This window comes from Variovorax brevis (assembly GCF_030317105.1).
GTDB classification, from domain to species: Bacteria; Pseudomonadota; Gammaproteobacteria; order Burkholderiales; family Burkholderiaceae_C; genus Variovorax; species Variovorax brevis.
Window position 1 is genome coordinate 433584 of the sequence record NZ_JASZYG010000005.1, and the last position, 25786, is coordinate 459369.

Consider the following 25786-nt stretch of genomic DNA (forward strand, 5'->3'; position numbering starts at 1 on the left):
AGAGCCCGACAGGAACTGACATGAATGCATCTGCACCCTGGCGCGTCGCGCGCTTCGATCTCTGGATCAACCCCGTCTTCGACGAACGCATCTCGCATGAGAAGGGCATCGCCCTCGAGGTCGCTTCCGTGCGAGGAGATGAAGCCAAGGCGTGGAAGGCGCTCGAAAAGGCCCACGTCTACCAGATCACCGCCGCCAAGGACGAACTGCCGCTTCCCTTTCATGCGCACAAGCCCTTGATTGAGCGTTGTCCCGAACTCCTGTGCGTGTCTTCCACGGGCGCTGGCTTCGACACCGTGGACGTTGATGCCTGCACCCGTGCAGGGGTAGCGGTGGTAAGCCAGATCGGCGGCAACTCCGCCGCAGTGGCCGAGATGGCGATTGGGTTGATGCTCGCGGTCTCCCGGCGAATCGTCGAATCGGATCGCAAGCTCCGGGTCGATCGTGGCTTCTCTCGTGAATCCCTCATGGGCCACGACATCGGCGGCAAGGTGCTGGGCATCGTGGGCATCGGCCATGCGGGAACGAAGACGGCAGCCTTGGCCAAGGCGTTCGGCATGCGCGTGCTAGCCGTGGATCCATTGCTGACCGCCGATGAGATTCGTGCCCGCGGGGGCGAGCCTGTAGACCTCGAAATGCTGGTCAGGGTCTCCGACATCGTTTCCCTGCACTGTCCACGGGACAAAGCCACGCTGAACCTTTTCGGCGCAGAGCGCTTTGCTTCAATGAAGAAAGGCGCCTTGTTCATCAGCACCGCTCGTGGCGGCGTGCATGACGAACTCGCACTCGCGGATGCCTTGCGCTCTGGACACCTCGCAGGCGCCGGCCTGGACGTGTGGCAACAGGAACCGCCTCCGCTGGACCACCCGCTGCTCGCGCTGGACAACGTCGTGGCGACATTCCACACGGCCGGCGTCTCGCACGAAGGTCGCCATAACGTCGCGGCGCTGGCGGCCGACCAGATCATCCAGCTTCTTGCCGGCGGCCGGCCTCCACGCCTGGTCAACCCGGAAGTGTGGGACGTCTTCGTCCAACGGCGCAACGAAGCCATCGCAGCAGCCTCAGCGCTGCAGTGATTGACATCGCACCCGCAACACCCTTTCCAGAACATCCAACGAGAGACGACCATGACCTACAACACATCTGCAGAGTTCGAGCGCGTAAGTCCCGCACTGATCGACCGTGCGCGCAAGTACCAGGTCGCCATCCTGTGCGACGTGGGTGGACGGCGCGGAGCATTGAACGCCCGCGTTCGGGCGCTTCATCCCAACATGAAGCTGGCGGGCCCCGCCTTCACCGTGGAAGTGCGCCCTGGCGACAACCTCATGTTCCATGTGGCGCTGGCCGTGGCGAAGCCGGGCGACGTCGTGGTCGTTGACGGCAAGGCCGATGCGACCTGCGCGCTGTTCGGTGACCTGATGGTGACGCAAGCCGAGGCTGCAGGGCTGGGCGGGTTTGTCGTCGATGCTGCTTCTCGCGATACCGCGTCGCTGGCGGAGGGCAAGTTTCCGATCTTCGCCGCGGGAACCAATCCCTGCGGCCCGACCAAGGGACTGCCGGGCCGTATCGCCTCGTCGGTATCTGTGGGTGGTGTTGCCGTCAATCCGGGCGATCTGGTGGTCGGCGACGTCGATGGCGTCGTGATCATTCCGCGCGATCAGGTCGAGAAGGTGCTTGACGCTGCCGACGCCAAGATCGCAGCCGAGCAGCAACGTCTGGATGAGATTGCGAAGGGCGAGCTCGTATCGCCTTGGCTCAACGATGCGCTCAAACAGGCGGGGCTCGCGCAGCTCGCCGCCTGATCAACACGCGCACCCAGCCAACCAGCACGAATCATGATTCCCAGTCTGAAGCCGCAGGATCTTCCTGCCGCGCTTTATTCGGACTTCTTGTCAGAACTGCGCCTGCGAGGGTTCGAGGGTGACGTGACGCAGTCGCGCTCGGATCGCACCGTCTTCGCGACCGACAACTCCATCTACCAGGTCCCTCCGCAGGCGGTCGTCTTTCCAAGAAGCGAGCTTGACGTCATCCGGGTGGCGAAGCTCGCCAACGAGCCGCGGTTCAAGGGGGTTTCGTTCTCGCCGCGTGGCGGCGGGACCGGAACGAACGGCCAGTCCCTGACGAGCGGGATCGCCGTGGACCTCTCGCGCCAGATGAACAAGATCCTGGAGGTCAATCCCACGGAGGGATGGGCACGTGTTCAGGCAGGGGTGGTGAAGGACCAGTTGAACGACGCCGTGCGCGAACACGGACTCTTCTTTGCGCCGGAGTTGTCTCCATCGAACCGCGCCACCATCGGCGGAATGATTGCGACCGACGCCAGTGGGCAGGGCTCCGTGCTGTACGGCAAGACTCGGGATCACGTGCTCGAGCTGAAAACGGTGCTGCTGGACGGCACGCCGTGGCACTCGCGGCCACTCAACGCCACGGAGTTCGATGGCGTCAAGCGCCGCGAGGACCGCGTGGGCGCCATCCATCGCCTGCTGGACCGCATCCGCGTGGACGACGCAGAGTTGATCGCTGAACGATTTCCAAAGCTCAATCGATGCGTCACCGGCTACGACCTGGTGCACCTTTGTGACCATTGCGGAAACTTCAACCTGAGCTCCGTGTTGTGTGGGGCGGAGGGTAGCCTGGCTTTCGTGACCGAGGCCAAGATCAACCTGGTGCGGATTCCGCATTGCACGGCCCTCGTCAACATCCGCTACAGCAGCTTTGACGCTGCCTTGCGGGATGCCGAAACGCTCATGAAGCTCGAAGCTGCCTCAAGCGAGACAGTGGACGCAAAGGTCTTGGCGCTCGCACGCGAAGATGCCGTGTGGCTGGCGGTCAAAGAATATTTTCCAGACGATCCCGAAGGCCCGGCCCAAGGGGTCAACCTCGTCGAGTTCCTCGCAGGGGATGAGACTGAGCTGGCCGGGAAACTCGCCCGCGTCGAAGCCGAACTGGTGTCCGCGGGGGGCGGCGCCGGACGAAGGGGCTACACCGTTGCGCGCGGCGAGGCAGCGGCGTCAGCCATCTGGTCGATGCGCAAGAAGTCCGTCGGCCTCCTCGGAAACATGCAAGGGGATAGGCGGCCGGTGCCGTTTGTCGAAGACACCGTGGTCCCGCCAGAGCGCCTCGCGGACTACATCGCCGAGTTTCGCGCCGTGCTGGATCGACGAGGCCTCGTGTACGGGATGTTCGGTCACGTCGATGCAGGATGCCTGCATGTTCGGCCAGCGCTGGACATGAAGGATCCGGACCAGGAAAAGCTGATCCGGGAGATCTCGGACGAGGTGTTTGCGCTGACGCGCAAGTACCAAGGGGTGCTTTGGGGCGAGCACGGCAAGGGTTTCCGGTCCGAATACGCGCCAAAGTTCTTCGGCCCTTTGTATCCGCGGCTGCAGGAAATCAAGGCCGCGTTCGACCCGAACAACCAGCTCAATCCTGGCAAGATCGCGGCGCCTCCTGGCCATTCGTTGACGCGCATCGATGAAGTGCCTACACGCGGCCAGTCCGACCGTCGAATCCCTTTGACGATTCGCCGTGCAAACGAGGACTCGTTGCATTGCAACGGCAATGCCGCATGCTTCAACTACGACCCCGACGACGCGATGTGCCCGTCGTGGAAAGCAACGCGCGACCGAAAGCATTCGCCGAAGGGTCGCGCTTCGTTGATGAGGGAGTGGTTGCGCTTGCTGGCCGACGCAAACGTCGATTCGTCAGCAGAAGCGCGGCGGATCCGGCGGCTAAGCATGTGGAAAAGATGGATCGACCTTCCTTCACGGGTACTGAACTCCTGGACCGCGCGAAGCGATCGAAGCGACTTTTCCCTTGAGGTCAAGGAAGCGATGGATGGGTGTCTTGCCTGCAAGTCTTGCGTCGGGCAATGTCCCATCAAGGTCGATGTTCCTGCGTTCCGATCCCGTTTCCTTGAGGTGTACTACGGCCGCTATCTGCGTCCGGCAAAGGACCGCCTCGTCGCCTCGCTCGAGCGCTGGCTGCCCGTCGCAGCGACGATGCCTCGCATCGTCAATGCCGTGACGCAGAGTGGCCTTGGCCGTGCGGCCTTGCGCAGGGTGGGGCTTGTGGCGTTGCCGGACCTCAGCGGGATCGCGCTTCGCCGCGAACTGGAGCGCCGAGGCGTGAAGATGGCTTCCCCCGCCGCCTTGATGGCACTTCCGCGCCACGACAGAAGCAGCAGCGTTGTGATCGTTCAGGATGCCTTTACCTCCTACTACGACACCACTGTCGTCTTGGACTTCTGCGAGCTCTTGACGCTGCTCGGCTTCACGCCCTGGATGGCGCCGTTCAAGCCCAACGGAAAGCCGCAGCACGTGCTCGGCTTCTTGGGGAAATTCGAGCAGACGGCGGCGTCCAACGCCGGGATGCTCAATGCGCTCGCTGCCACGGGTGTCGAGCTGGTAGGTGTCGATCCCTCGATGACCCTTGCATTTCGGGCAGAGTATGTGAAGGCTCTCGGAATCGATCGCGCCCCGAAAGTGTCGTTGCCGCAGGAGTGGCTGGTGAAACGCATCGATCGGCTCCCCCAGATGGCGCTCGATGGCGCTCAACCGTGGGCCCTCCTGGCGCATTGCACCGAGAAAACAAACGCACCTGCCGCGACGGCAGACTGGGCCAAGCTGGGCCGAAGGTTGGGTGTTTCACTGAACCTCATGCCCAGCGGATGTTGTGGCATGGCCGGGCTCTACGGGCACGAGCTTGCAAATCGATCCAACTCGGAAGCGATCTACAAGCTCAGTTGGGGAAAGCTGGTGTCCGATCCGGGCTTTGCAGGCCGCGTCGTCGCGACCGGCTATTCGTGCCGCTGCCAGGCAGATCTGATGGATGGCGTCGCATTGCTGCATCCGCTTCAAGTATTGCTCGAACGCATCAAAGCCGAACCCCGACGATCGGCTCAAGAACCACGCAAGATGGACGAATGCCCCGAGACCCCGAGCACCTCGGAGGGGAGGTTTGTTCCGGATCGGACCGCTGTCGGAATGGACGTGCCCGATTGAAGCGGCGGTGAAGACTGGCGCGCCGATCAATCAACTCTTGCCGCGACTGCTTCTCCCGGTAGAGCTGACTTTCAGAGTGCTCAGTCGAAGGTCCGAGACGGGCCCGATCCTGCCTTTGATTCAACTGAGGCCAGTGACAGCAACCAGGCTTGAACCGGAAATTCAAACCCGCAAGGTCACCGCCCTTCACGTCGATGCATGCGAAGACCACACCTCCCGGTCGCGCCCTGTGCACCGCTTCACGCCAACCAGCTGCTGCGACTCACAAGGAAGCACCCGCCTTGCTGGCAGCACCCACGCTTTGGCGCCTCAGCATCAGCATCCGCAACCGCCGAACAGCCGCCGGAATCGGCGCAATGAGCGCCACGCTGCCAAATCGCCCAGACAAGTTCATCGCAGCCTGACCCAACGGCCCGCCGCCGATGATGACCGCCTGCGCGCCGTCTTCGTCGATGCATTTCTGCACGGCTGCGGCCAGTGCTTCGTCAAGCGCTGCCGGATCGGCCGCCAGCGCACGCGGATCACCCTCGGTGAGGCGGATGCCACTGTAGTGCGCGCTGAGCCCCAGTTCGGCAGCACGGCCATCGATGGCGGCAGCCAGATCGGGCGTGACGGTCGCAACGCCGAAACGCCGCGAGCCGTGCGCCGCCTCCAGCATCGATGCCTCGCAAATACCAACCACCGGCACCGGGCTCAAGCGGCGCACCCGTTCGATGCCGGGATCGCCGAACGCGCTGATGATGATGCCGTCCCAAGCCGTTCCGGCATCGCGCCATGAGCGCTCGACCTCCAGGCCCGCCGCGCTCAGCTCCGCCTCGTTGACGATCATCGAAGGGCCGCGCAGTGCAGTCAGGCCGGTGACACGAAAACCGTCAACAGGAGGAAGTTCGGCCGTGGCAATCCGCACCATCATCGTGGTGGTCGCTTCGGACGAGTTGGGGTTGATCAAGAGAATGTCGCGCATGGGAAAAACGTCCGGGCGGTGCGTTGTCAGTCAGGCCCGCGAAGGGACGGCGTGGGTGATGGCCTCCTCCGAGGGCAAGGCAATGGCATCGGGCGATTGGCCATAGGTCTCGGGCACGCTCTGTACGCTCACCGTGAAGATCGCGTACATGGCGGCCACCATGCCGAACACGCCGGCGACGCCAAAACCATCGAGCAACCGGCCCGCAACCAGGGGCATGAACGCGCCCGCCGCCGTGCCGGTCGCCAGGATGAACGCCGTGCCGAAAGCACGCACCTTGGTCGGATACAACTCGGGCGCAAAGATCCAGATGGTCGTGTTCAGCAGCAGCACGAAGAACTGGAAGATCGCGCCGGCCGCCAGCACGAGCACGATGCTCTGGGCCAGGAAGCCGATCGTCAAAGCAGCCGCGCCGGCGCACAGGGCGCCGATGGTCAGCACGCGCTTGCGCGGAAACTTGAAGCCGAGCACGGACGCTGCAATGGCGCCCAGCAGGCTGCCGCTTTGCATGATCATCGTGAACAGCAGGCTCTTGGACACCGTGTAGCCCAGGCCAACCAGAATCGTCGGCATCAGTGTGAGCACCGACAGCTGCGCGCCATAAGCCATCCAGATGGTGATGCACAGCGGAATCGTGCGACGCGCCAGCGCACCGCGGAAGATCTCCGTCACGCGCACCTTGACTTTCGCCGTGGGGTTGGGCGTGCCGTCATCGGCGATGTAGGCATGGCCGACGTCCACCTTGCCGCTCAGTCGCCCCGAGGCCAGCTTGGTCAGCACGACGTTGACTTCCTTGACGCGGTCTTGCGACAGCAGAAAGCGCGGCGTCTCCGGGATGTAGCGACGGTAGAAGGCGCCCAACAGGGCCGGCACCATCAGGCACACGAACAGCCAGCGCCAGCTGCTCTCGCCAGGAAAGATCGAGAACACGAGCAGCCCGAAAGCGGGCGCGAGGAAATTGCCCAGCCCGCCGGCGCCGACGTTCACGAGCCCCACCGCCGTTCCGCGGAACTTGGTCGAGCAGAACTCGGACAGCATCGTGACGGCAATCGCGATTTCGCCACCCAGGCCGAAGCCGACCACGGCGCGTCCGATGGCCATCACCGTCAGGTTGGGTGCCGCGGCGCAGATGCCGGCGCCCAGCGTGAACAGCAACAGGTCGAGGCTGAGCATCACGCGGCGACCGTAGCGATCGGCCACGAAGCCGGAGACGATGCGCCCGATGGCTGCGGCACCGAAGGTCACCGTGTTCAGCAGGCCGATGTCGGTGGCGCCCAGGCCCCATTGCTCGCGCAACATCGGCCCGACGATGCCCACCGCGTTCTGCTCGAAGGCGTCGAACAGGCAACCAATCAGGATGAGAAAAATGATCGTGTGGTGCGAGCGGGTCACGCCGATCTGATCGAGTGCGCGGTCCAGCTCGGCCACGCGGGGCGAAGTTGGCGCTGAAAGAGCAGGTCCACCGGCCATGTCGTAGCTCCTTGAGGAATCGAAAACCAAAGCAATCCGGGAGTGCAGATTGTGGCACTACGATTTCATTTTGTCTTCAATATTGAAATTATTATTTCAAGTGAAAACCCTGATTCACCCTCGCGGCATGGCTCCCTCGGCGTGCAATTGGCAGGGTTGAGCCGCACGCTCGGGGGCGCCGCAGGATCCGTGCGGAAAGATGAGGCGTCAGAGCTCGTCGAGCTCGTCATGCGCCTGCTCGATGGCGGCCAGGCGCTTGCGTCCCGCGGAGCCGGATGCGTCGACGACCGTCGTCGCGATCAGGTCGCACAGGCCCATCACCGCCACGTGGTTGTCGAGCAGGCCGGTGCCGCGGCAATCGCATTGAATCGACCAAGTGGCGCCGGGGTACTCGGGCGAGGTCTGGTCGCTGATGAAGAGGATCCTTGCGCCGGCTTGGCGGGCCGCTTCCAGCACCGCGCTCATCTGGCGCGTCTGCCGGCGAATGCCGAAGACGATCACGCAGTCGCGTTCGCTCACGCCGGCGAGGTGTTCGCCGAGCGTTTCGCCGGCGCCGGGAATGGCCGTCACATGCGGCACCACCTGGATGAGCTGCCAGCGCAGATAGATGGCAAAGCCGTGGCTGCTGCGGCTGCCGAAAATCAGCACCTGTTCGGCGCCGAGGATGGCCTTGGCGATTTCAACCATCTGCGCATCGCCCAGCCGCTCGAAGGTGGTGCTCAGGTTCGCACCGGAAACCTGCGCGTGCGCGGCCACCAGGTCGCCGCGCTTGCCGCCCGCTTTCATCGACTGGAAAAGTGGCGAGCCCGACTGCTTTTCTTCGCGGACGTGCCGCCGCGCTTCCTCATAGTTTTCGTAGCCGATGCGTCGGATGAAGCGGCTCACGGTGGACGGTGATACGCCCGCGAGTTCGGCCAGTTCGTTGCCCGCATAGCCCGCCAGTTCACCGGGAAACTCGAGCACGAAATTGGCCAGCTTGCGCTCCGTATCGGGGAGTGCTTCGAGGTGGCTACGGACACGGCGGACAAAGGAATCGGTGGATGCTCGCATCCGGCGATTGTGGCAATGTTGCCGCCGCGCCCCGATGCCGGGTCAATCCGCCTTCGTTCTTTCGGTGCGCCGTGTGGCTTCGAAGTCGGCGCTGTAGGCGCCCTGGAAAAAGCCGTTGGTTCCCGTGGCGGCCCCCAGCGAAGTCAGCGGTTCGAGGCTTGGTGTTGGCCTTCTACACGCCATGATTCGAGCCCTCGCGTCGCCGGCTGCGCCCTTGTCGAGATATTCAGTCGGGATCGCTGGCCGCGATCAGCCGGTCTGCATAGGCCTGCCACGCGCTTTGCCCATCGAGTCCGTCAAAGAGACCGGCTTGTGCCTGGCGGGCGACCCAGTCCTGCTTGTGGGCGATGGCCGTTGCCATGATGGGCTCGAAGCCTGCCTCCTTCACGGTGCGTGCCGCCTCGTGCATCTCCTCCGCGCGCCGCTTTCCATGCTGCACCACGCGGCTGAAGAAGTAGGCGCCTTGCTTGTCCCAGTCGATCTGCGGAAAGGTCTCCTTCAAGGTCGGCAGCACGTGCGCCTCGACGCCGTAGCGGCGCGCGGTCGTGTAGCTCTCGATCACCAGCGCCTCCAGGCCCTTGATCATGATGCTGCGGCTCATCTTGATGGCCGAGGCCACGCCGAGTTGCTCGCTCACGGTGCGCGCGTCCATGCCCCATGCGTTGAGTTCGGCCGCGAGCGATTCGGCTTGCGCGCCGCCAAGCAGCATCGGCACGCGGATGCCGTAGGGCGGCACGGAGGTCATCACGCCCGCTTCGACATAGGCGACGCCGACGGCTTCCAGCGCCGCCGCGGCGCGCTGCTTGGTGCCGGGCGAGGCGGAGTTCAGGTCGAGAAAGCGGCTGCCCCTGCGTGCGTGGCGCGCGGCTTCATCGGCAACGGCGAAGGTGTTGGACGCGGTCACCGCCGAGATGAGCAAGTCGGCCCTGGTGCACAACTGTTGCATGCCATCGGCCGCCTGAACGCCTTCGGCCGCAGCAGCCGTCCGCGTGGCCTCCTGCGCAAACTTCAGGTCCCACGCCCACACTGCATCGATGCCGGGCTTGCCAAGCAACCCGCGGCCGAAGATGCCGCCGACTTCGCCGTAGCCGATCAGGCCGAGTGTCAATCCCATGATGTGTGTCCTCGTTGAAGGCTTCAATCTTCGGGCCAGTACAGGCGCATTGGATTGTCGACCAGGAGCTTCTTCTGCAATTCGGCCGTGGGCGCGATCTGCGGAATGAAGTCCACCAGCAGGCCGTCGTCCGGCATGTGGTGCTTGAGGTTCGGATGCGGCCAGTCGGTTCCCCACAGCACGCGGTCCGGGAACCGTTCGATGATGCGGCGCGCGAAGGGCACCACGTCGCGATAGGGCGCCTGCTCGCCATCCAGCGCGGGTGGGCCGCTGACCGACAGCCGCTCGGGGCAGCTCACCTTGCTCCAGACGTTCTCGTGCTCGCGCATGAAGCGGATGAACAGTTCGAACTCCGGCCCGTCGACCGGCTGCGATACGTCGGGCCGGCCCATGTGGTCGACCACCACCGTGGTCGGCAAGCGCGTGAAGAAGTCCCAAAGTTCCGGCAGGTCCACCGCCTCGAAATAGATCACCACGTGCCAGCCCAGCCTGGCGATGCGGCCGGCGATCTCCATCAGTTCGTCCCTGGGCGTGAAGTCGACCAGGCGCTTGACGAAGTTGAAGCGCACGCCGCGCACGCCGGCTGCGTGCAGGGCGTGCAGCGCTTCATCGCTCACGTCGCGCTTCACCGTCGCGATGCCCCGGGCGCGGCCGTTGGAGGCCAGCAGTGCGTCGACCAGCGCGCGGTTGTCCGCGCCGTGGCAGGTGGCCTGGACGATCACGTTTCTCTCGAAGCCCAAGTGGTCACGCAGCGCGAACAACTGCTCCTTCGAGGCATCGCAAGGCGTGTACTTGCGCTCGGGTGCAAACGGAAAAATGTCGCCCGGCCCGAACACGTGGCAGTGGGCGTCGACGCTGCCCGGCGGCACCTGAAAGCGTGGCGTCGACGGGTTGGCGTACCAATCGAGCCAGCCGGGCGTCTTGGTGAAAGCGTTCATGGCGCAGGCTCCATGCCGTGGCGGCGCTTGGCTTCGACCGCTTCCGGAGAAATCAAATAGTCGAGCAGCGCACGCACGGCGGGGCTCGCATTGGCGCCACCACACGGTGCGGCCGAGAACACCGTGGTGATCTGAACCGCGTCAGGCAAGGGACCGAGCAGGTCGATGCCTTCCACGTGCAGCAACTCGCTCATCTGCTGGAAGCCCAGCGCCACATCGCCGCGCGCTACCAGCGAGCCCACCGGCACGCCGGGAGGTGCCTGCACCAGCCGGTCCCCGATGTCGCCCGCAATGCCCCAGCGCGTGAACAGTGCGATAAGCGCAATGCCGCTCGGGCCAGTCGAATACCCGATGCGCCCGGCATCCCGCACCGCCTGGCGCAACGCGTCTTCCGTGCTGATGTCGGGTCGTGCCGCGCCTGCGCGCACCGCCACGCCGACACCCGAGCGGACCACGTCGATCTTGTTGGCAGCGTCGACATGCCCGGCCCCTACCAGCTTGTCGATCGCGTCGGAGGCCAGCGCCACGATGTCGAAAGGCTCGCCCGCGGCAACGCGACGTGCAGCCTCGACCCCGCCGACGGATTCGAGCGCAATGGCCACGCCGGTGCGCTCCGAATGGGCCAACGTCAGGTCCTCCAGGAGTCCCCGCGTGGCCATGGACGAAATGATGCGGATGGGATGGTTCATTGGCGTGGAATTCCGGCTCGCGCGATGACGTCGCTCCAGCGTTTGATTTCGGTGTCGAGCAATGTCGCCAGTTGCTCCGGGCTGCTGGCGCGCGCCTGCACGTTCAGGTCGGCAAGTTGCTTCTTCACCGCGGCTGAATCGAGCACTTGCTGCGTCTCGCGGGCCAGGCGCGCGACGATGGCGGCGGGTGTCTTCGCAGGCGCGGCCAGGCCATTCCATGACGTCACGCTGAAGCCCTTGAGTCCGGCGCCCTCGGCAGCCGTGGGCAACTGAGGCAGCAATGGCGAACGTGTGTCGCCCAGCACGGCCAGTGCACGCACGCTTTGTGCCTTGATCTGCGGCATGAGCGGCGAAAGGATCTCGACCGCCGCATCGATCTGTCCACCGCGCAGCGCGGTGATCACGGCCGGCGTCCCGTTGAATGGCACGACCTGCACATCGACCTTGGCCGCCTGCTTGAGCAGTTCCGCCGAGAGGTTCTGGGTGCTGCCGACGTTGACGGTGCCGATGTTCAGCTTGCCCGGCTGCTGTCTCGCGGCGTCGAGCAACTGTTGCAAGGTCTTGAATCGGGACGTCTCGGGCACGACGAGCGCCAGGTCGAACTGCCCGAGCAAGGAGATCGGCGCAAAGTCCTTGCGCGAATCGAAAGGCAGGCGCTTGAACAGCCCCTCGCTCACGGCCGTTCCGTTGCTGACCAGCAGCAGCGTGTAGCCGTCGGGCGCGGCCTTGGCCACCATGTCGCCGGCGACCACGCCACCGGCGCCCGGGCGGTTGTCCACCACCACGCTCTGGCCGAGCCGCTGCCCCAGCGCCTGGCCAACGGTGCGCGCCGTGAGGTCCGCCACGCCACCGGCGCCGAAGGGCACGACGAGGCGGATTGGCTTGTCCGGGTAGTCCGCGGAGAAGGCACGGGTCGGCAGTCCGGCCAAGGCAGCGAACGCTGCTGCGGCGCCTGCCAGAAATGGACGTCGTTTCATGCCTTGTCCCATGCCTGCGCCTTCGCGTCCTTGCCCGCCACCGAATACAGCGCGCCGGGTGCGTTGCGCGTTTGCTGGAAAGCCTCGAGCGTCTCCCCGCGCATCGCGGCGTAGATGTGCAGGTTCGACACGCCAACCACCGCGCCGAGTTTCTCCAGCATGAAGAAGATCACGCCGTAGTGGATCAGTCCGCGCCAGTCGCAGTGACGCACCAGGTCGCGCTCCTTCGGCGTGAGCCCTGCGGCTTCGAACGCTGCCTCTTCGTCTTCCTGGAAACGCGCCCGATGGTCCGGCTGCGTCATGCCATGCAGGAACTTGTTGAGCCGGTACGCGCGCACGCTGGATTCGAGGCTGAACGGGTAGGTGCCATTCAACGACTCGATGCCCGCGAGTTGCTCGTTCATGTGCCGCTGGTGGCGCTGCACTTCACCCGCGATCGGCGCACTCGCCAGGTTCTCGTAGACGGCCGTCGCGATGCCCGTCATCGACGGCAGGTAGTAGCTCTGGTGCAGCTTGCGAATGTTCGACGACAGCGCACCGCGCATCACCAGCCACATGATGACCTCCGCACCCTCGAGGCCGCCCAGCGTCGCGAGTTCGGCCTGCGTCATCTCCGTGAGGCGCACCGGGTCGTTCTCGATCAAATCGAGGAACTGTTCGTCCCACGCCGTGTTGTTGAAGCCCGCGCGCTCGCCATGCACCTGGTGCGAGAGACCGCCCGTTGCGACGATGGCGACCCTCAGGTCTTCGGGATAGCTTTCGATGGCACGGCGCAGCGCCTGCCCCAGCTTGTAGCAACGCCGCGCCGACGGCACCGGCGACTGCAACACGCCGACCTGCAGCGGAATCACCGGCATCGGCCATTGCGGCTCGTGCGGGCACAGCAGCGACAGCGGCGAGAACACGCCGTGGTCCAGCGCGCGGTCCTGGAAGAAGGACATGTCGAACTCGTCCGCCACCAGCGAGCGGCCGATGTGCCGCGCCAGCGCGGGATGACCCGCCACGGAAGGCAAGTCCCGCGCGCCACCGCCTTCGTCCGCCACCGCATGGCTCTCGCCAACGCCCAGCGAGAAGGCCGAATAGTGATCGAAGAAGAAGGACGTGACGTGGTCGTTGTAGATGAAGAACAGCACGTCCGGCTTCTGCTCGGCGAGCCACTTCTGCACGGGATCGAAGGCCTCGAAGATGGGCGCCCAGACCGGATCGTCCTGTTTGTTCTTGTCGTAGGCAAAGCCGATGGTGGGCGTGTGGGAGCAGGCGACGGCGCCGATGATGCGAGCCATGGTTTTATCTCCTGTGCGCGCTCAGTCGAGCGAGACCTTGGCCTGCTTGATGACGGCTTCGGTGCGCTGCGACTCGGTCTTCACGTACTGCGCGAACTTGTCGCGCGTCGTCGGAAAGGGCTCGTAGCCGAACGCTGCGAACTTGGCCTTGAAGTCGTTGTCGGCCAGGGCCTTCTCGACGTCGCGGCGGATCTTGTCGGTGACAGCGGGCGGCAGGCCGGTGGGTGCGGCGAGCGTCGTCCAGCCCGTGACTTCGAAGCCGGCAGGGCCGCCTGATTCCGCCACCGTGGGCACATCCGGGAACGCAGGATGCCGTGCAGGCGCGGCCACCGCGAGGTACTTCAGCTTGCCCGCGCGCTGCATGGCACCAGCCGTGCCCAGCGTGCCGAGCGCAAACGAGAGTTCGTTGGTCGCCACGCCGGTGTAGAGCTGCGTCGTTTCCTTGTAGACCACGTGCGACATCGTCGTGCCCGTCGTCGATTCGAACAGCGCCGAGCCCAGGTGCACCGGGTTGCCGATGGACCATGAGCCGTAGTTCAGCTTGCCCGGATTGGCCTTGGCGTCCTTGATGATGTCGCCGACCGACTTGTACTTGCTCTCGGTCGAGACAGCGAAGAAGAAGTTGGTGCGGAACAGCGGATCGATCTGCTCGAAGTCCTTCACCGGGTCATAGGGCAACTTCTTGAACAGGTAGGGGTAGGCGATGAGGTGCACGTTGTCGAGCTGGATGAGGTCGTGCCCATCCTTGGCGCCGCGCTTGAAGGCATCGATGGCGATGAAGCCGTTGCCGCCGGGGCGGTTCTCGACCGTCACCGGCTGGCCCCATGCGCGGCTGAGCTTGTCGGCCAGCAGGCGCACCACGCCTTCGGGGCCGCTGCCCACCGGAAAGGGCGTGATGATGCGCACGGGCTTGGTCGGGAAATCCTGCGCATGCGCGGGTGCTGCGGAAAGGGAGAAAGCCGCGGCGCTCACCGCCAGCAGGGTGTTGAGTGTCTTCTTCATCTGGATTCCGTTCTTGATTCAGTCGATGTAGCGCAGCCCGGCCTTGGCCAGGGGTTCGCGCATGGCATACATGTCCAGGCCCAGTTCGCCTTTGGCGAATCGGGCACGCTTGCTGATCTCGTTGGCTTCGCGTGCCTCGGCGGCATCGGCGACCTTCTGCGCGAGCGATGCCGGCACGACGACCACGCCGTCGATGTCGGCCACCACCACGTCGCCCGGATGCACCAGCGCACCGGCGCACACCACGGGCACGTTGACCGAGCCGAGCGACGACTTGATGCAGCCCTTGGAGTGGATCGCGCGGCTGAACACAGGGAAGTTCATGGCCGTGAGGTCGTGCACGTCGCGCACACCACCGTCGATGACCAGGCCCGCGCAGCCGCGCGACTTGAAGGACGTCGCGAGCAGGTCGCCGAAGAAGCCGTCGGTGCTGTCTGCCGTGCAGGCCGCCACCACCACGTCACCGGGCTGGATCTGCTCGGCCGCGACGTGCAGCATCCAGTTGTCGCCGGGCTGCAGCAGCACGGTGACGACCGGGCCGCAAAAGCGCGCATCGGGGAAGATGGGGCGAATGCGAGGTGCCATCAGCCCGAGGCGACCGAGCGCCTCGTGCACCGTGGACACGCCAAAGCGCGACAGCTTCTCGACGGCACCCGGATCGGCACGCGTGATGTTGCGGTAGACGACGCCGAGTTCTTGAACGGTGTGGGTCATGGTCAGAGTCCTTTGGCTTGGAGGGCGCGGTCGAGGCGCGGGTACACGCGGCGTGCGTTGCCTTCGTAGATCTGGTGGCGCTGTGCGTCGTCGAGCATCGGCGTGGCGTCGATGTAGCGGCGCGTGTCGTCATAGGGAAAGCCCGTCTCCGGGTCGATGCCGCGCACCGCGCCGATCATCTCGCTGGCGAAGAGGATGTTGTCGACCGGGATCACCTTGGTCAGCAGGTCGATGCCCGGTTGGTGATAGACGCAGGTGTCGAAAAAGATGTTGTTGAGCAGGTGGTCTTTGAGCAGCGGCTTCTTCATCTCTTGCGCGAGCCCGCGGAATCGACCCCAGTGATAAGGCACCGCGCCGCCGCCATGCGGGATCACGAAGCGCAGCTGCGGAAAGTCCTTGAACAGGTCCGAGGTCAGGCACTGCATGAAGGCGGTGGTGTCGGCGTTGAGGTAGTGCGCGCCGGTGGTGTGAAAGCAGGCGTTGCAACTGGTGCTGACATGCACCATCGCAGGAATGTCGTGCTCCACCATCTTTTCGTAGATCGGGTACCAGTGGCGGTCCGACAGCGGCGGCGACGTCCAGTGTCCGCCCGAAGGATCGGGGTTCAGGTTGATGCCGACGAAGCCGTAGTCCTTCACGCAGCGCTCCAGCTCCGGGATGCAGGTGCGTGGATCGACGCCCGGCGATTGCGGCAGCATCGCGGCGCCGATGAAGTGGTCTGGAAACAGTTGCGCCACGCGGTGGCACAGCTCGTTGCAGATCGCGGCCCAGGCGGCGCTGGTTTCGAAGTTGCCGATGTGGTGCGCCATGAAGCTGGCGCGCGGCGAGAAGATCGTCAGGTCGCTGCCGCGCTCGCGCATCTTCTGCAGCTGGTTGGTCTCGATGGATTCGCGCAGCTCGTCGTCGCTGATCTTCAGCGAGGAAGGCGAGGGCGGTTCCGCCGGGTTGCCGAGGCTTGCAATCTGGCGGTTGCGCCAATCTTCAAGGGCCTTGGGCGCCGTGGTGTAGTGGCCGTGGCAGTCGATGATCATGGTGGCGTTTGAAACGTGGGTGAATGGACTGGATCCGATGCACCGAGTGTGATTTCAAACGCCTGCGCGTGGGGTGAGTTCGGGTTGCGCTGGCCTCAGACTTTTTTATCGGGAGGGTTGTCGCGGGGTGTTTGCATCCGGTCGCCAAGTGACCGGAGGCGCGGCCGCCGCGAATGAACTCGATCTCACCCGTGAGCCCGCAGAAGGATTCGTGCCACCCTTTAATGTGGGAGCGCGGTGCCCCACGCAGATCCACAACTTTGAGGATTCTGCAAGACGTGCGCCGTCCCCATACTGAGCGGCAGCTTCCCTTGCAACCTTGTGGAGATCTCATGTCGAACATGTACGCCGGTTTGCGTCGTGACATTGAAGACGAGACGGACAGGACACGATGCGCAGACCGTCTGCTTGCCATGCGGTCGCGGCTGGCGCCCCTGAAGGCTCGCAAAACCGACAGCAACCTGCTCCTTGCGACCTGGAACATCCGGGATTTCGACTCCAACAAGTTCAAGTTCGGACCGCGATTGCCCGAGACGTTCTACTACCTCGCCGAGATCATCTCGTGCTTCGACCTCGTTGCACTGCAGGAGGTCAATCGTGATCTGGCGCCGCTGGATCACGTGATGCGCATCCTTGGTCGCGAATGGGACTACATCGTCACCGACACGACGGAGGGCCCAGGCGGAAATCAGGAGCGAATGGCCTTCGTCTACAACAAGGAGAAGGTCTGGTTCCGGAAGATCGCTGGAGAAGTCGTTCTTCCCGACGGTCAGCTGATCGTCTCCCCCAAGAAAGTGAAGGTGGATGGTGAGTCCATCGACACCGAGGCAAAGCAGCAGTTCGCCCGCAGCCCGTTTCTCGTGGCTTTCCAATCGGGATGGTTTCGCTTCAGTCTTTGCACCGTCCACATCTACTACGGAAGCGAGTCGGGCGCCCAACTACAGCGGCGCATTGAAGAGATCAAGCGCCTGGTGAAGTTCTTTGCCGACCGCCAGGATGATGTGAACAAGCAAGAGCTGGATCGCCGTGGCGCCGTTGAGAACTATCTGCTTTTGGGCGACTTCAATGTCGTGAGCCCCGAGCATGAAACCATGAAAGCGCTCAAGAGCCAGGGGTTCGAAGTGCCGGGGGCGATCGACGGGGCCAAGGTCCGCAAGAAGGGCATGCACTTCTATGACCAGATCGCGGTCAGAGTCAAAGATCAACGCTTCAATGTGACGGCGGGAGGCATTGTCGACATGTTCGAGGATGTGTTTCGTGTTGAAGACCTGGAGACGTACAAGAGTCGCATGCCGGACAGGGATCCTGAGCAAGGGAAGTTTGCGGCGAAGACGCCTGAGAGCCTCTACGCGAAATGGCGCACGTGGCAGATGTCTGACCACAGCCCTTTGTGGATTGAAGTGGGTACGGATTTCGCGGACACTTACCTCAAGGAATTGGCCAAAAAGGGTTGACGCCGTGGTGGAGTCCCTCCGGCGGGGCAGAAGCCAATGTGCCTCGCCCGCGCCGCTTCCACTTCTGGGACCGGACCCTGATTGCACTCGATGCGCAAGCCGGGGACACGCTGCCCCGGCTCGTGGGCCATGAACTCACAACGACTTCCTCGCCAGCGCGGCCGCGCACTTCGAAACGGCCGCATCACCGCGCGGTCCTGGCAGCGTGGGCCGCCCGGTCGTAGCGCCGACGTCGCCGCGCCCGCCCACCATCACTTGTAAAGCAGCTGCGGCAACCACAACCCGATCTGCGGCCACATGTACAGCAGCACGATCGCCAGCACCTGGATGCCCATGAAAGGCAGCATGCCCAGGAAGATCTGGTTCAGCGTCACATGCGGCGGGCTCACGCCCTTCAGGTAGAAGGCCGCCATTGCCACCGGCGGCGAGAGGAAGGCGGTCTGCAGGTTCAGCGCCACCAGCAATCCGAAGAACAGCGGATCCACGCCGAAGTTGTCCAGCAGCGGAATGAAGATCGGCATGAAGATCACGATGATCTCGGTCCACTCCAGTGGCCAGCCCAGGATGAAGATGATGAACTGGCTCAGCACGAGGAACTGCACCTTCGTGAGGTTCATGCTCAGCACCCACTCTTCCACCAGCGCCTGCCCGCCCAGCAGCGCAAAGGCGGCCGAGAAGATGGCCGAGCCGACGAAGAGCCAGCACACCATCGCCGAGGTCTTGGCGGTGAGGAACACCGATTCCTTCAACACGTCCAGCGTGAGCCGGCGGTAGGCCGCCGCGAGCAGAAAGCCGCCGAGCGCACCCATCGCTGCCGCTTCGGTCGGCGTCGCAAGCCCCAGCACAATCGAGCCGAGCACCGCCAGGATCAGCAGCATCAAAGGGAAAAAGGATGCGAGCAGCATCTTGAAGATCTCGAGCCGCGCGAAGCTCAGGAACAGGTAGAAGAGCGCGACCATCGCGCCGAACACGGCGAAGCAGACCCACCACCAGGTTGGCGCGTCGCGCGTGGTCGCGGCTTGCGATGACGCTGTGCCGGATCCGGAAGCCGATGCAGCTGGCGCCTGCACCCTCGCTGCGCCGGGTGGCTCTTGCACCGCACCGGCACCAGGAGGCTCCTGCACGCCGCCCGAAGATGGCGGCTCGGCCAATGCGCCATCGCTCGGCGGTTCCTGCAAGCCGCCGCTGTCGGATGGTGGTTCTGCCAAGCCACCGGTTTGAGCAGCGCCTGAGCGCGCCGCACCGATCTCCTCGATCGCGTATTCCTCCTGCGCGCTCACCGTCGTTACCGCTTCGTAGCTCGTGATGGCCAGCAGGGCAAACAACGCGCCCGGCACCAGGACGATGCCCAGTTGCCGTAGCAGATGGCCCACCGGCACATCGGCATTGCGTTTGCCCTTGATCGCGCTCACCAGCCGCGTCAGCGCGTGCTCGCTCGAGTCGGTTGTCAGGCGCTGCGTCAGCGGCGGCAGCGTCACGACGCGGTCGGCCGCCGACAGTGGCGGCGCCCAGGCCGGCTTGAGCTTGGCAACGATGATCACGTACACCACATACAGCGACGCCAGCATCAGCCCGGGAAAGAACGCGCCCGCATACAGCTGCACCACCGACACGCCAGCCGTCGCGCCATAGACGATCAACAACACGGACGGCGGAATCAGGATGCCCAGGCAACCGCCCGCCGTGATGGCGCCCGCCGCCAGCGGAATGCTGTAGCCCGCGCGCAGCATTGCGGGCAACGCCAGCAGGCCCATCAGCGTGACGACGGCGCCAACGATGCCCGTGGCCGTCGCGAAGATCGTGCAGGTGACCAGCGTGGCCACGGCGAGCGCGCCGGGCAACCGTGCCATCGCCAGGTGCAGGCTCTTGAAAAGCGTCTCGATGAGGTTGGCCCGTTCGACCAGGTAGCCCATGAAGACGAAGAGCGGAATGGCGATGAGCACGTCGTTCGACATCGTCTTGTAGGCGGCCTGCACCATCAGGTCCAGCGTGTGCGTGGTGTTCCGCTCATACGCGAACCAGGTGAAGATCATCCCCATGCCCATCAGCGTGAAGGCGGTGGGAAAGCCCAGCATGATCGCCACCACAACGAGCGAGAGCATCAGCAAGCCCAAGTGCCCGTTGGTGATGGTCTCCGCGCGCAGCAGCATGGACCCTGCCGCCAGCACCAGAATGGCCATGAAGCCAAGGCCGAACCACAGTTCCTTGCGGATGTTCATTTCGTGGCCTCCTTGGCGACGACCACGGCGTCCAGTGCGCGGATGTCCTCATCGTGCACGTTGACCATCTCCTTGAGCTTCTCGACGTCGACCTCTTCCACGTCCTGTTCGCGCGAGGGCCAGTACCCCGTCTGGATGCATTGCACGCAGCGCACGATCTCCACCAGCCCTTGCAGCAGCAGCGTGACGCCCGCCAGCGGAATGATGAACTTGAAGGGGTAGAGCGGCAGCGGCTCGGCCGAAAAGGTCTGCTCGCGGATGGCGAGCGACTCGCCCGCGTAGATCCAGCCCGCCCAGGTCAGCGCCACGATGCCGGGCAGGAAGAACAATATGTACAGCGCCAGGTCGAAGATGGCCTGCGTGCGCGGCTGGAAGAAGCCGTAGAGCACGTCGCCGCGCACATGGCCGTTCTTGCTCAGCGTGTATGCGCCGGCCGTCATGAACAGCGTGCCGTACAGCATGATTTGCGCGTCCAGCACCCAGGCGTGCGGGTGGTTGAGCACGTAGCGGGAGAACACCTCCCAGCTGATCAGCAGGGTGAGCAGCACCGCGCACCAGGCAAAGGTCTTGCCGACCCAGGTCGAGAAACGGTCGACCGCCAACAGGATGGATTGCATGAGGAAGTCCTGGCCGCGAGCGGCCTGTGACAAAGAAGAAGGGGCACCGGCGGTGCCCCTTGCCGTCGACGCAGGTGTCAGGTCTTCTTCGCCTGGCTTCCGAAGTAGTGGTTGTAGGCCATCTTGAAATCGACCGTGTAGTCGTTCTGCCACTGCAGCGCGCGCTGCGCGAAGGCCTTCTGCGACTCGAGCACCTTCTTGAACATCGGGTTCTCTTCCGACTTCTTGGCGATGGTCTTGTCCCACGATGCCAATTGCGCGCGCAGGATGGCGTCGGGCGTCTTGTAGAACTTGATGCCGGCCTTCTTCAATTCGACGTAGTCGGCCGAGTTGCGCTCCACCGCCTTCCAGCTCATGTCGGCGCTGGCCGCCTGCACCGCGTAGTCGATGATGGACTTGAGCTCCGGCGGCAGCGCGTTGAGCTTGCCCTTGTTGAACAGGATCTCGAACTGCTCGCCCGACTGGTGGAAGCTTTGCAGCATGCAATTCTTGGCCACGTCCGGAAAGCCCAGCACGCGATCGCTCGATGCGTTGTTGAACTCGGCCGCATCGATCAGGCCGCGGTCAAGTGCCGGCACGATCTCGCCGCCGGGCAGGGGGTTCACGGCCGCGCCCATGTCGGTGAACACGTCCACCGCCAGGCCCACGGTGCGGAACTTCAGGCCCTTGATTTCCTCGGCCTTGGCGACCGGCTTCTTGAACCAGCCCAGCGGCTGCACGGGCATCGGGCCGTAGAGGTACGACACCACGTCCATGTTCAGGCTCTTGTAGATCTCTTCGAGCAGCACCTTGCCGCCGCCGTAGTTGTGCCAGGCGAGCACGGTGTTGGCGTCCATGCCGAAACCCGGACCCGAGCCCCACAGCGCCAGCGCCGAGTTCTTGCCATACCAGTACGCGACCACACCATGGCCGCCGTCGAGCGTGCCCTTGGCCACGGCATCCAATAGTTGAAAGGCCGGCACCACCGACCCGGAAGGCAGCACTTCGATCTTCAGGCGGTTGCCCGCCATGTCGTTCACCTTCTTGGCGAAGTCCTGGGCGTACTCATGGAAGATGTCTTTCGCAGGCCACGTACTCTGGAAGCGGAGCGACGTTGTCTGCGCCATGCTGACCATTGGCGCGGACATGGCGCCGGCCGCCACGGCTGCGCCCTTGAGGAGGTTGCGCCGGCGGGTCGGTTTGTTCACTGTCATTGCGTGTCTCCATCCTTGTGAGCCTGGAAAATTTCCAGTACTGCATCTTTGTTAGGTGACGATTAGTGACAAAGAGGGTTTTCACGAACCAGTGAAAAATGGCGTGGCGTCCGAGAGGGCGCCACGCCATTAACCCTTGCGCAGACAAGGGATCGCAGTGCGCGCCGCGACCCGGATCGCAGGCGATTCAGGGCGAGATCGAATACCCGCCATCCACCGGAATGGCCGTTCCGGTGATGTAGTCCGAGCCCGCGCTGGCGAGGAACACCGCCACGCCGGCCAAGTCCCCGGGTTGTCCCCAGCGCGCCGCCGAGGTGCGCGAGAGCACGCGCTCATTCAGGCCCGGCACCTGCACGCGCGCGGCGTCTGTCAGGTCGGTCTTGATCCAGCCGGGCAGCACCGCGTTGACTTGGATGCCATCCGCCGCCCACGAATGGGCCATGGCCTTCGTGAGCTGCACCACGCCGCCCTTGGCGGCGCCGTAGGCCGGCGCAAAGGAGGCCCCGAAGATCGACATCATCGAGCCGATGTTGATGATCTTCCCGCCGCCGGAGCGCTTCATCAGCACATGGGCGGCGCGGCTGCACAGGAAGGCGCTGGTGAGGTTGGTGTCCATCACCTTGTTCCACTCCTCCAGCGACAACTGGTCCACGGGCTTGCGCACCGTGCCGCCCGCGTTGTTCACCAGGATGTCGAGCCGCCCGCAGCGTTCGGCCAGTTCATCGAACAGCGCCTTGACCGAAGCTTCGTTCGTGACGTCCGCCGACAACGCAAAGCTGTCGCTGCCCAGGGCCTTGAGCGCTTCGACCGCCGCCGCCGACTTCTCCGCATTGCGCCCCGCCACCACGACCCGCGCCCCCGCCTGCGCCAGCCCCTTCGCCATGCCCAACCCGATCCCGCCATTGCCCCCGGTGACGAGCGCGACCTTTCCGTTCAGATCAAACATCCGATGTCTCCATGTTGATGAAAATGCGCTCGCGGCCACGCGACAAACGCGCGGCCTCCTGGCGCAATCAGAGGATTCGGTTGAACCAGAGCAGCGACAGCCCGGCTGACAGCAACGCCAGCACGGCAGCCGCCATCGCAAAGAGCGCCGAAATCTCGGTTTCCTTCTTTTCCACCGTGAGGCGCGAGCTCAGCGTGTCGTACACCTTCTTCAGGTCGTCCGCCGTGCCCGCGTAGAAGTACTCGGCCTGCGTCTTGTTGGCGATGGCCTTGAGCGTGTCTTCGTCCAGCCGCACGCGCATGGACCAGCCCTCGAAGCCGATGGTCTCGCCGTCGACCGTGCCCACGCCCACCGTGTACACCCGAACGCCGTGGTCGGCGGCCACCTTGGCGGCGTCGAGCGGATCGACACCGGTCGTGCGTTGTCCGTCCGTCAGCATGATGATGGCCGCAGAGGTGTAGGAGCCCGGCGTCACCGGCACGAATTCCTTCGGCGGGTTCTTGCCCGCCTGGTCCAGCGCGACGCCCTTTTGCTTCATCTTGGGGCCGAAGTCGTCGATGTCGATGCCGGCATCGGGAAACAGCGTGGCCAGGGCCACGACCAAGCCATTGCCCGTGGCCGTGCCGCGCTGCAACTGGAAGGCATCGATGGCGGCCACGAGGTCGTCGCGGTTCACCGTCGGGAGTTGCGCCACCTGCGCGCTGCCGGCAAAGGCCACGATGCCCACCTTCACGGTGCGGGGCAAGTCCTTGATGAAGCTCTTGGCAGCCGTTTGCGCGGCGGCCAGGCGGTTGGGCAGCACGTCGGCGGCGCGCATGCTGCCCGAGACGTCCATCACCAAAATGATCGTTTGCTGGTTGGAGGGCAGCAGCACCACCGCCATCGGCCTTGCCGCGGCCACCAGCATGCCCACCATGGCCAGCAGGAAGAGGAAAGGCGGAATGTGCCGGCGCATGGTCTGCCCGGCGCCCATCGCTTCGCGCACGATCGACAGGCTGGCGTAGCGAATCGCCAGCTTCTTCTTGCGTCGCAACAGCCAGACGTAGAGCAGCAAGAGCAGCGGAACGGCCAGCAACAGCCAGAGAAATTGAGGCCAGAGAAAAGTCATGATCCCACCGCCCTCGCGTTTGCCAAACCGTTGCGCACGCGGCGCTTTCGCAGATCCGCGAAGCGAACGATCGCCTCGACCAGATCATCCTGCGTTGACAATTCCAGCGCGTCCACGCCTGCCCGCGCCAACGACTCGCGCAGCACGCCCTCGCGCTCGCCGGCCATGCGCGTGAAGCGCTTGCGAAAACCGCTGTCGTGCGTGTCGACCCACAACTGTTCGCCCGTTTCCGCATCGGTGAGCGGCACGAGGCCCAAGTCGGGCAGGCTGAGTTCCAGCGGGTCGAACAGGCGCACCGCTATCACCTCGTGGCGTTGCGCCAGCTGGCCCAGCGGCTTTTCCCAACCGGGCTCGCTCAGGAAGTCGGACACCACGAACACGGTGGAACGCCGGCGGATCAGGGTGCCTGCGGCGGCCAGCAGGTCCGACAGGCGCGTCGTGCCTTCGGCCTTCTTGCCCTTGGCTTCTTCCGCGCGGCGCTCCATGGCATGCAGCAGGTGCAGCACATGGCGGCGGCCCGTGCGCGGCGGAATCACCGCTTCGAGCTTGCTGCCGTACACCAGCGCGCCCACGCGGTTGCCGTGGCGCGTCAGCAGGCGCGCGACCACGCCGACAAAGCCGGCGGAGATCTCTCGCTTGGCGCGTGTGCCGGATCCGAAGTCGACCGATCGACTCAGGTCGAGCACGAACCAGGCGCCCATCTCGCGGTCTTCGGTGAACACCCGCACGTGCGGCACCTGCAGGCGCGCCGTCACGTTCCAGTCGATGTGGCGCACGTCGTCGTGGTGCTGGTATTCGCGCAGGTCGGCCAGGTCGAGGCCGGAGCCGCGCATCAGGGTGCGGTAGTCGCCTTGCAGCAGGCCGTCGAGGCGGCGGATGACGGTCCACTCGAGCCTTCGAAGCGCGCGCTCCGCCCCGGCGCTCGCGGCATCTGCGGCCACCAGCGCGTCGTTAGCGGCGCTGTCGCGCCTACGCCACCAGCTTTTCATGTTCGAGTGGTTTTGCGGGAGCAGGAACGGCTTTCATGATGCGTTCGATCAGGCTGTCCGGCGTGAGTCCTTCCGACAATCCTTCGTAAGAGAGCGTGACGCGATGGCGCAGCACGTCGGGTGCCAGCGCCGTCATGTCTTCGGGCAACGCGTAGCTGCGTCCGCGCAGCAGGGCGAGGGCTCGCGCGCCTTCGGTGAGGTTGATGCTCGCGCGCGGGCTGGCGCCGAAAGTGATGTGGCGGCGCATGTCCTTGAGCCCATGCTTTTCAGGCGTGCGCGTGGCCGACACCAGCTTCACGGCGTACTGGATCAGCGAAGGATCCACATACACGCGACGCGCCTCGGCCTGCAATTCGGCCAACTGGTCGGTGGTGGCGATGGCGTTCACCTCGACCGGCGTGCCGATCACGCGCTCGACGATCACGAACTCTTCCTCGTCGGTCGGGTAGTCGACCAGCACCTTCATCATGAAGCGGTCGACCTGCGCTTCGGGCAGCGGGTAGGTGCCTTCGGTCTCGATCGGGTTTTGCGTCGCCATGACCAGGAAGGGGCGCGGCACCTTGTGCGTTTCGCCGGCGATGGTCACCTGCCGTTCCTGCATCACTTCCAGCAACGCGCTCTGCACCTTGGCCGGTGCGCGGTTGATTTCGTCGGCCAGCAGCAGGTTGGCGAACACCGGGCCCAGCGAGGTGCTGAAGTCGCCCGTCTTCTGGTTGTAGATGCGCGTGCCCACCAGGTCCGCCGGCACCAGGTCGGGCGTGAACTGGATGCGCTTGAACTTGCCGCGCACGATGTCCGCCAGCGTCTTGACGGTGAGCGTCTTGGCCAGCCCCGGCACGCCTTCGACCAGCAGGTGCCCGCCCGCGAGCATGGCCACCATGACGCGTTCCAGGAAGCGGTCCTGCCCCACGACCACGCGCTTGACCTCGTAGAGGATCTGCTCCATGAGTTCGCTGGTGGCGGCGGCCGGTGCGTAGGGGTTGGCGTCTGTGCTCATGCTGCGTGGTCTTTCCGGTGGGGTTGGC

The 25786-nt window shown here is 64.6% G+C and carries 22 protein-coding genes; 4 read left to right on the forward strand and 18 right to left on the reverse strand.

What is annotated here, in order from left to right:
* The first annotated feature begins 20 nt into the window (after nt 1-20).
* Genes QTI66_RS18475 through ydiJ form a run of 3 tightly spaced genes read left to right on the forward strand, consistent with a single transcriptional unit; the run spans nt 21 to nt 5003 of the window.
* Nucleotides 21-1076: a hydroxyacid dehydrogenase gene (locus QTI66_RS18475; RefSeq protein ID WP_286561289.1), complete on the forward strand. Its 1056-nt coding sequence runs from the start codon at nt 21-23 to the stop codon at nt 1074-1076.
* Nucleotides 1077-1127: 51 nt separating this feature from the next.
* Complete coding sequence (locus tag QTI66_RS18480) at nt 1128-1802, forward strand: RraA family protein (protein ID WP_286561290.1); 675 nt, start codon at nt 1128-1130, stop codon at nt 1800-1802.
* Nucleotides 1803-1835: 33 nt separating this feature from the next.
* Nucleotides 1836-5003, forward strand: a complete 3168-nt coding sequence (gene ydiJ / locus QTI66_RS18485) for a D-2-hydroxyglutarate dehydrogenase YdiJ (RefSeq protein WP_286561291.1) — start codon at nt 1836-1838, stop codon at nt 5001-5003.
* A gap of 262 nt (nt 5004-5265) precedes the next feature.
* Here ydiJ and QTI66_RS18490 read toward each other — a convergent pair whose 3' ends face one another.
* The 11 genes from QTI66_RS18490 to QTI66_RS18540 form a co-directional block, all read right to left on the reverse strand.
* Nucleotides 5266-5967, reverse strand: coding sequence for an aspartate/glutamate racemase family protein (locus QTI66_RS18490; RefSeq protein WP_286561292.1), 702 nt, complete (start codon nt 5965-5967; stop codon nt 5266-5268).
* A 30-nt stretch (nt 5968-5997) separates the two neighbouring features.
* Nucleotides 5998-7437, reverse strand: coding sequence for an MFS transporter (locus QTI66_RS18495; protein WP_286561293.1), 1440 nt, complete (start codon nt 7435-7437; stop codon nt 5998-6000).
* Nucleotides 7438-7644: 207 nt separating this feature from the next.
* Nucleotides 7645-8487 (reverse strand): MurR/RpiR family transcriptional regulator, encoded by an 843-nt coding sequence (locus QTI66_RS18500; RefSeq protein WP_286561294.1) that lies wholly within the window; start codon nt 8485-8487, stop codon nt 7645-7647.
* A gap of 226 nt (nt 8488-8713) precedes the next feature.
* Complete coding sequence (locus tag QTI66_RS18505; RefSeq protein WP_286561295.1) at nt 8714-9601, reverse strand: DUF1932 domain-containing protein; 888 nt, start codon at nt 9599-9601, stop codon at nt 8714-8716.
* 23 nt (nt 9602-9624) lie between these two features.
* A complete protein-coding gene (locus QTI66_RS18510; RefSeq protein ID WP_286561296.1) occupies nt 9625-10539 on the reverse strand; it encodes an amidohydrolase family protein in 915 nt (304 codons plus the stop codon).
* Entirely contained in the window at nt 10536-11228 is a 693-nt protein-coding gene (locus QTI66_RS18515) for a substrate-binding domain-containing protein (protein ID WP_286561297.1), read from the reverse strand. Before QTI66_RS18515 ends, QTI66_RS18510 begins: the two co-directional genes overlap by 4 nt.
* Nucleotides 11225-12205: a tripartite tricarboxylate transporter substrate binding protein gene (locus QTI66_RS18520; protein WP_286561298.1), complete on the reverse strand. Its 981-nt coding sequence runs from the start codon at nt 12203-12205 to the stop codon at nt 11225-11227. Before QTI66_RS18520 ends, QTI66_RS18515 begins: the two co-directional genes overlap by 4 nt.
* Nucleotides 12202-13488 carry a gallate dioxygenase gene (locus QTI66_RS18525; protein ID WP_286561299.1) on the reverse strand — a complete coding sequence of 429 codons (1287 nt, stop codon included), beginning with the start codon at nt 13486-13488 and terminating at the stop codon, nt 12202-12204. The genes QTI66_RS18520 and QTI66_RS18525 overlap by 4 nt, the downstream gene beginning before the upstream one ends.
* Before the next feature lie 21 nt (nt 13489-13509).
* A complete protein-coding gene (locus tag QTI66_RS18530) occupies nt 13510-14490 on the reverse strand; it encodes a Bug family tripartite tricarboxylate transporter substrate binding protein (RefSeq protein WP_286561300.1) in 981 nt (326 codons plus the stop codon).
* 18 nt (nt 14491-14508) lie between these two features.
* Nucleotides 14509-15204 (reverse strand): 4-carboxy-4-hydroxy-2-oxoadipate aldolase/oxaloacetate decarboxylase, encoded by a 696-nt coding sequence (ligK, locus tag QTI66_RS18535; RefSeq protein ID WP_286561301.1) that lies wholly within the window; start codon nt 15202-15204, stop codon nt 14509-14511.
* A gap of 2 nt (nt 15205-15206) precedes the next feature.
* On the reverse strand, nt 15207-16235 hold the full coding sequence (locus QTI66_RS18540; protein ID WP_286561302.1) for an amidohydrolase family protein: 1029 nt from the start codon (nt 16233-16235) through the stop codon (nt 15207-15209).
* A 332-nt stretch (nt 16236-16567) separates the two neighbouring features.
* Here QTI66_RS18540 and QTI66_RS18545 point away from each other — a divergent pair, with 332 nt between their 5' ends.
* The gene (locus QTI66_RS18545; protein ID WP_286561303.1) at nt 16568-17689 is read left to right on the forward strand and encodes an endonuclease/exonuclease/phosphatase family protein; all 1122 of its coding nucleotides are present in this window, start codon (nt 16568-16570) and stop codon (nt 17687-17689) included.
* A gap of 251 nt (nt 17690-17940) precedes the next feature.
* Here the strand turns inward: QTI66_RS18545 and QTI66_RS18550 are convergent, their stop codons facing one another.
* The 7 genes from QTI66_RS18550 to QTI66_RS18580 form a co-directional block, all read right to left on the reverse strand.
* Nucleotides 17941-19908, reverse strand: a complete 1968-nt coding sequence (locus QTI66_RS18550; protein WP_286561304.1) for a TRAP transporter large permease — start codon at nt 19906-19908, stop codon at nt 17941-17943.
* Nucleotides 19905-20525 carry a TRAP transporter small permease subunit gene (locus QTI66_RS18555; RefSeq protein WP_286561305.1) on the reverse strand — a complete coding sequence of 207 codons (621 nt, stop codon included), beginning with the start codon at nt 20523-20525 and terminating at the stop codon, nt 19905-19907. Before QTI66_RS18555 ends, QTI66_RS18550 begins: the two co-directional genes overlap by 4 nt.
* A gap of 77 nt (nt 20526-20602) precedes the next feature.
* Complete coding sequence (locus QTI66_RS18560; protein WP_286561306.1) at nt 20603-21718, reverse strand: TRAP transporter substrate-binding protein; 1116 nt, start codon at nt 21716-21718, stop codon at nt 20603-20605.
* A 187-nt stretch (nt 21719-21905) separates the two neighbouring features.
* Entirely contained in the window at nt 21906-22664 is a 759-nt protein-coding gene (locus tag QTI66_RS18565; RefSeq protein WP_286561307.1) for an SDR family NAD(P)-dependent oxidoreductase, read from the reverse strand.
* 67 nt (nt 22665-22731) lie between these two features.
* Nucleotides 22732-23772, reverse strand: a complete 1041-nt coding sequence (locus QTI66_RS18570; protein ID WP_286561308.1) for a VWA domain-containing protein — start codon at nt 23770-23772, stop codon at nt 22732-22734.
* Nucleotides 23769-24761, reverse strand: a complete 993-nt coding sequence (locus QTI66_RS18575) for a DUF58 domain-containing protein (protein WP_286561309.1) — start codon at nt 24759-24761, stop codon at nt 23769-23771. Before QTI66_RS18575 ends, QTI66_RS18570 begins: the two co-directional genes overlap by 4 nt.
* On the reverse strand, nt 24742-25758 hold the full coding sequence (locus QTI66_RS18580; protein WP_286561310.1) for an AAA family ATPase: 1017 nt from the start codon (nt 25756-25758) through the stop codon (nt 24742-24744). The genes QTI66_RS18575 and QTI66_RS18580 overlap by 20 nt, the downstream gene beginning before the upstream one ends.
* Nucleotides 25759-25786: the final 28 nt, after the last annotated feature.

What these genes read in the sequence shown, in the direction of transcription:
- QTI66_RS18475 (WP_286561289.1), top strand. Translation starts at nt 21, where the DNA reads ATGAATGCATCTGCACCCTGGCGCGTCGCGCGCTTCGATCTCTGGATC.
- ligK (WP_286561301.1), bottom strand. Translation starts at nt 15,204, where the DNA reads ATGACCCACACCGTTCAAGAACTCGGCGTCGTCTACCGCAACATCACG.
- QTI66_RS18575 (WP_286561309.1), bottom strand. Translation starts at nt 24,761, where the DNA reads ATGAAAAGCTGGTGGCGTAGGCGCGACAGCGCCGCTAACGACGCGCTG.
- QTI66_RS18560 (WP_286561306.1), bottom strand. Translation starts at nt 21,718, where the DNA reads ATGACAGTGAACAAACCGACCCGCCGGCGCAACCTCCTCAAGGGCGCA.
- QTI66_RS18490 (WP_286561292.1), bottom strand. Translation starts at nt 5,967, where the DNA reads ATGCGCGACATTCTCTTGATCAACCCCAACTCGTCCGAAGCGACCACC.
- QTI66_RS18510 (WP_286561296.1), bottom strand. Translation starts at nt 10,539, where the DNA reads ATGAACGCTTTCACCAAGACGCCCGGCTGGCTCGATTGGTACGCCAAC.
- QTI66_RS18540 (WP_286561302.1), bottom strand. Translation starts at nt 16,235, where the DNA reads ATGATCATCGACTGCCACGGCCACTACACCACGGCGCCCAAGGCCCTT.
- QTI66_RS18520 (WP_286561298.1), bottom strand. Translation starts at nt 12,205, where the DNA reads ATGAAACGACGTCCATTTCTGGCAGGCGCCGCAGCAGCGTTCGCTGCC.
- QTI66_RS18555 (WP_286561305.1), bottom strand. Translation starts at nt 20,525, where the DNA reads ATGCAATCCATCCTGTTGGCGGTCGACCGTTTCTCGACCTGGGTCGGC.
- QTI66_RS18525 (WP_286561299.1), bottom strand. Translation starts at nt 13,488, where the DNA reads ATGGCTCGCATCATCGGCGCCGTCGCCTGCTCCCACACGCCCACCATC.
- QTI66_RS18530 (WP_286561300.1), bottom strand. Translation starts at nt 14,490, where the DNA reads ATGAAGAAGACACTCAACACCCTGCTGGCGGTGAGCGCCGCGGCTTTC.
- ydiJ (WP_286561291.1), top strand. Translation starts at nt 1,836, where the DNA reads ATGATTCCCAGTCTGAAGCCGCAGGATCTTCCTGCCGCGCTTTATTCG.
- QTI66_RS18570 (WP_286561308.1), bottom strand. Translation starts at nt 23,772, where the DNA reads ATGACTTTTCTCTGGCCTCAATTTCTCTGGCTGTTGCTGGCCGTTCCG.
- QTI66_RS18565 (WP_286561307.1), bottom strand. Translation starts at nt 22,664, where the DNA reads ATGTTTGATCTGAACGGAAAGGTCGCGCTCGTCACCGGGGGCAATGGC.
- QTI66_RS18550 (WP_286561304.1), bottom strand. Translation starts at nt 19,908, where the DNA reads ATGAACATCCGCAAGGAACTGTGGTTCGGCCTTGGCTTCATGGCCATT.
- QTI66_RS18500 (WP_286561294.1), bottom strand. Translation starts at nt 8,487, where the DNA reads ATGCGAGCATCCACCGATTCCTTTGTCCGCCGTGTCCGTAGCCACCTC.
- QTI66_RS18505 (WP_286561295.1), bottom strand. Translation starts at nt 9,601, where the DNA reads ATGGGATTGACACTCGGCCTGATCGGCTACGGCGAAGTCGGCGGCATC.
- QTI66_RS18495 (WP_286561293.1), bottom strand. Translation starts at nt 7,437, where the DNA reads ATGGCCGGTGGACCTGCTCTTTCAGCGCCAACTTCGCCCCGCGTGGCC.
- QTI66_RS18545 (WP_286561303.1), top strand. Translation starts at nt 16,568, where the DNA reads ATGTCGAACATGTACGCCGGTTTGCGTCGTGACATTGAAGACGAGACG.
- QTI66_RS18480 (WP_286561290.1), top strand. Translation starts at nt 1,128, where the DNA reads ATGACCTACAACACATCTGCAGAGTTCGAGCGCGTAAGTCCCGCACTG.
- QTI66_RS18515 (WP_286561297.1), bottom strand. Translation starts at nt 11,228, where the DNA reads ATGAACCATCCCATCCGCATCATTTCGTCCATGGCCACGCGGGGACTC.
- QTI66_RS18580 (WP_286561310.1), bottom strand. Translation starts at nt 25,758, where the DNA reads ATGAGCACAGACGCCAACCCCTACGCACCGGCCGCCGCCACCAGCGAA.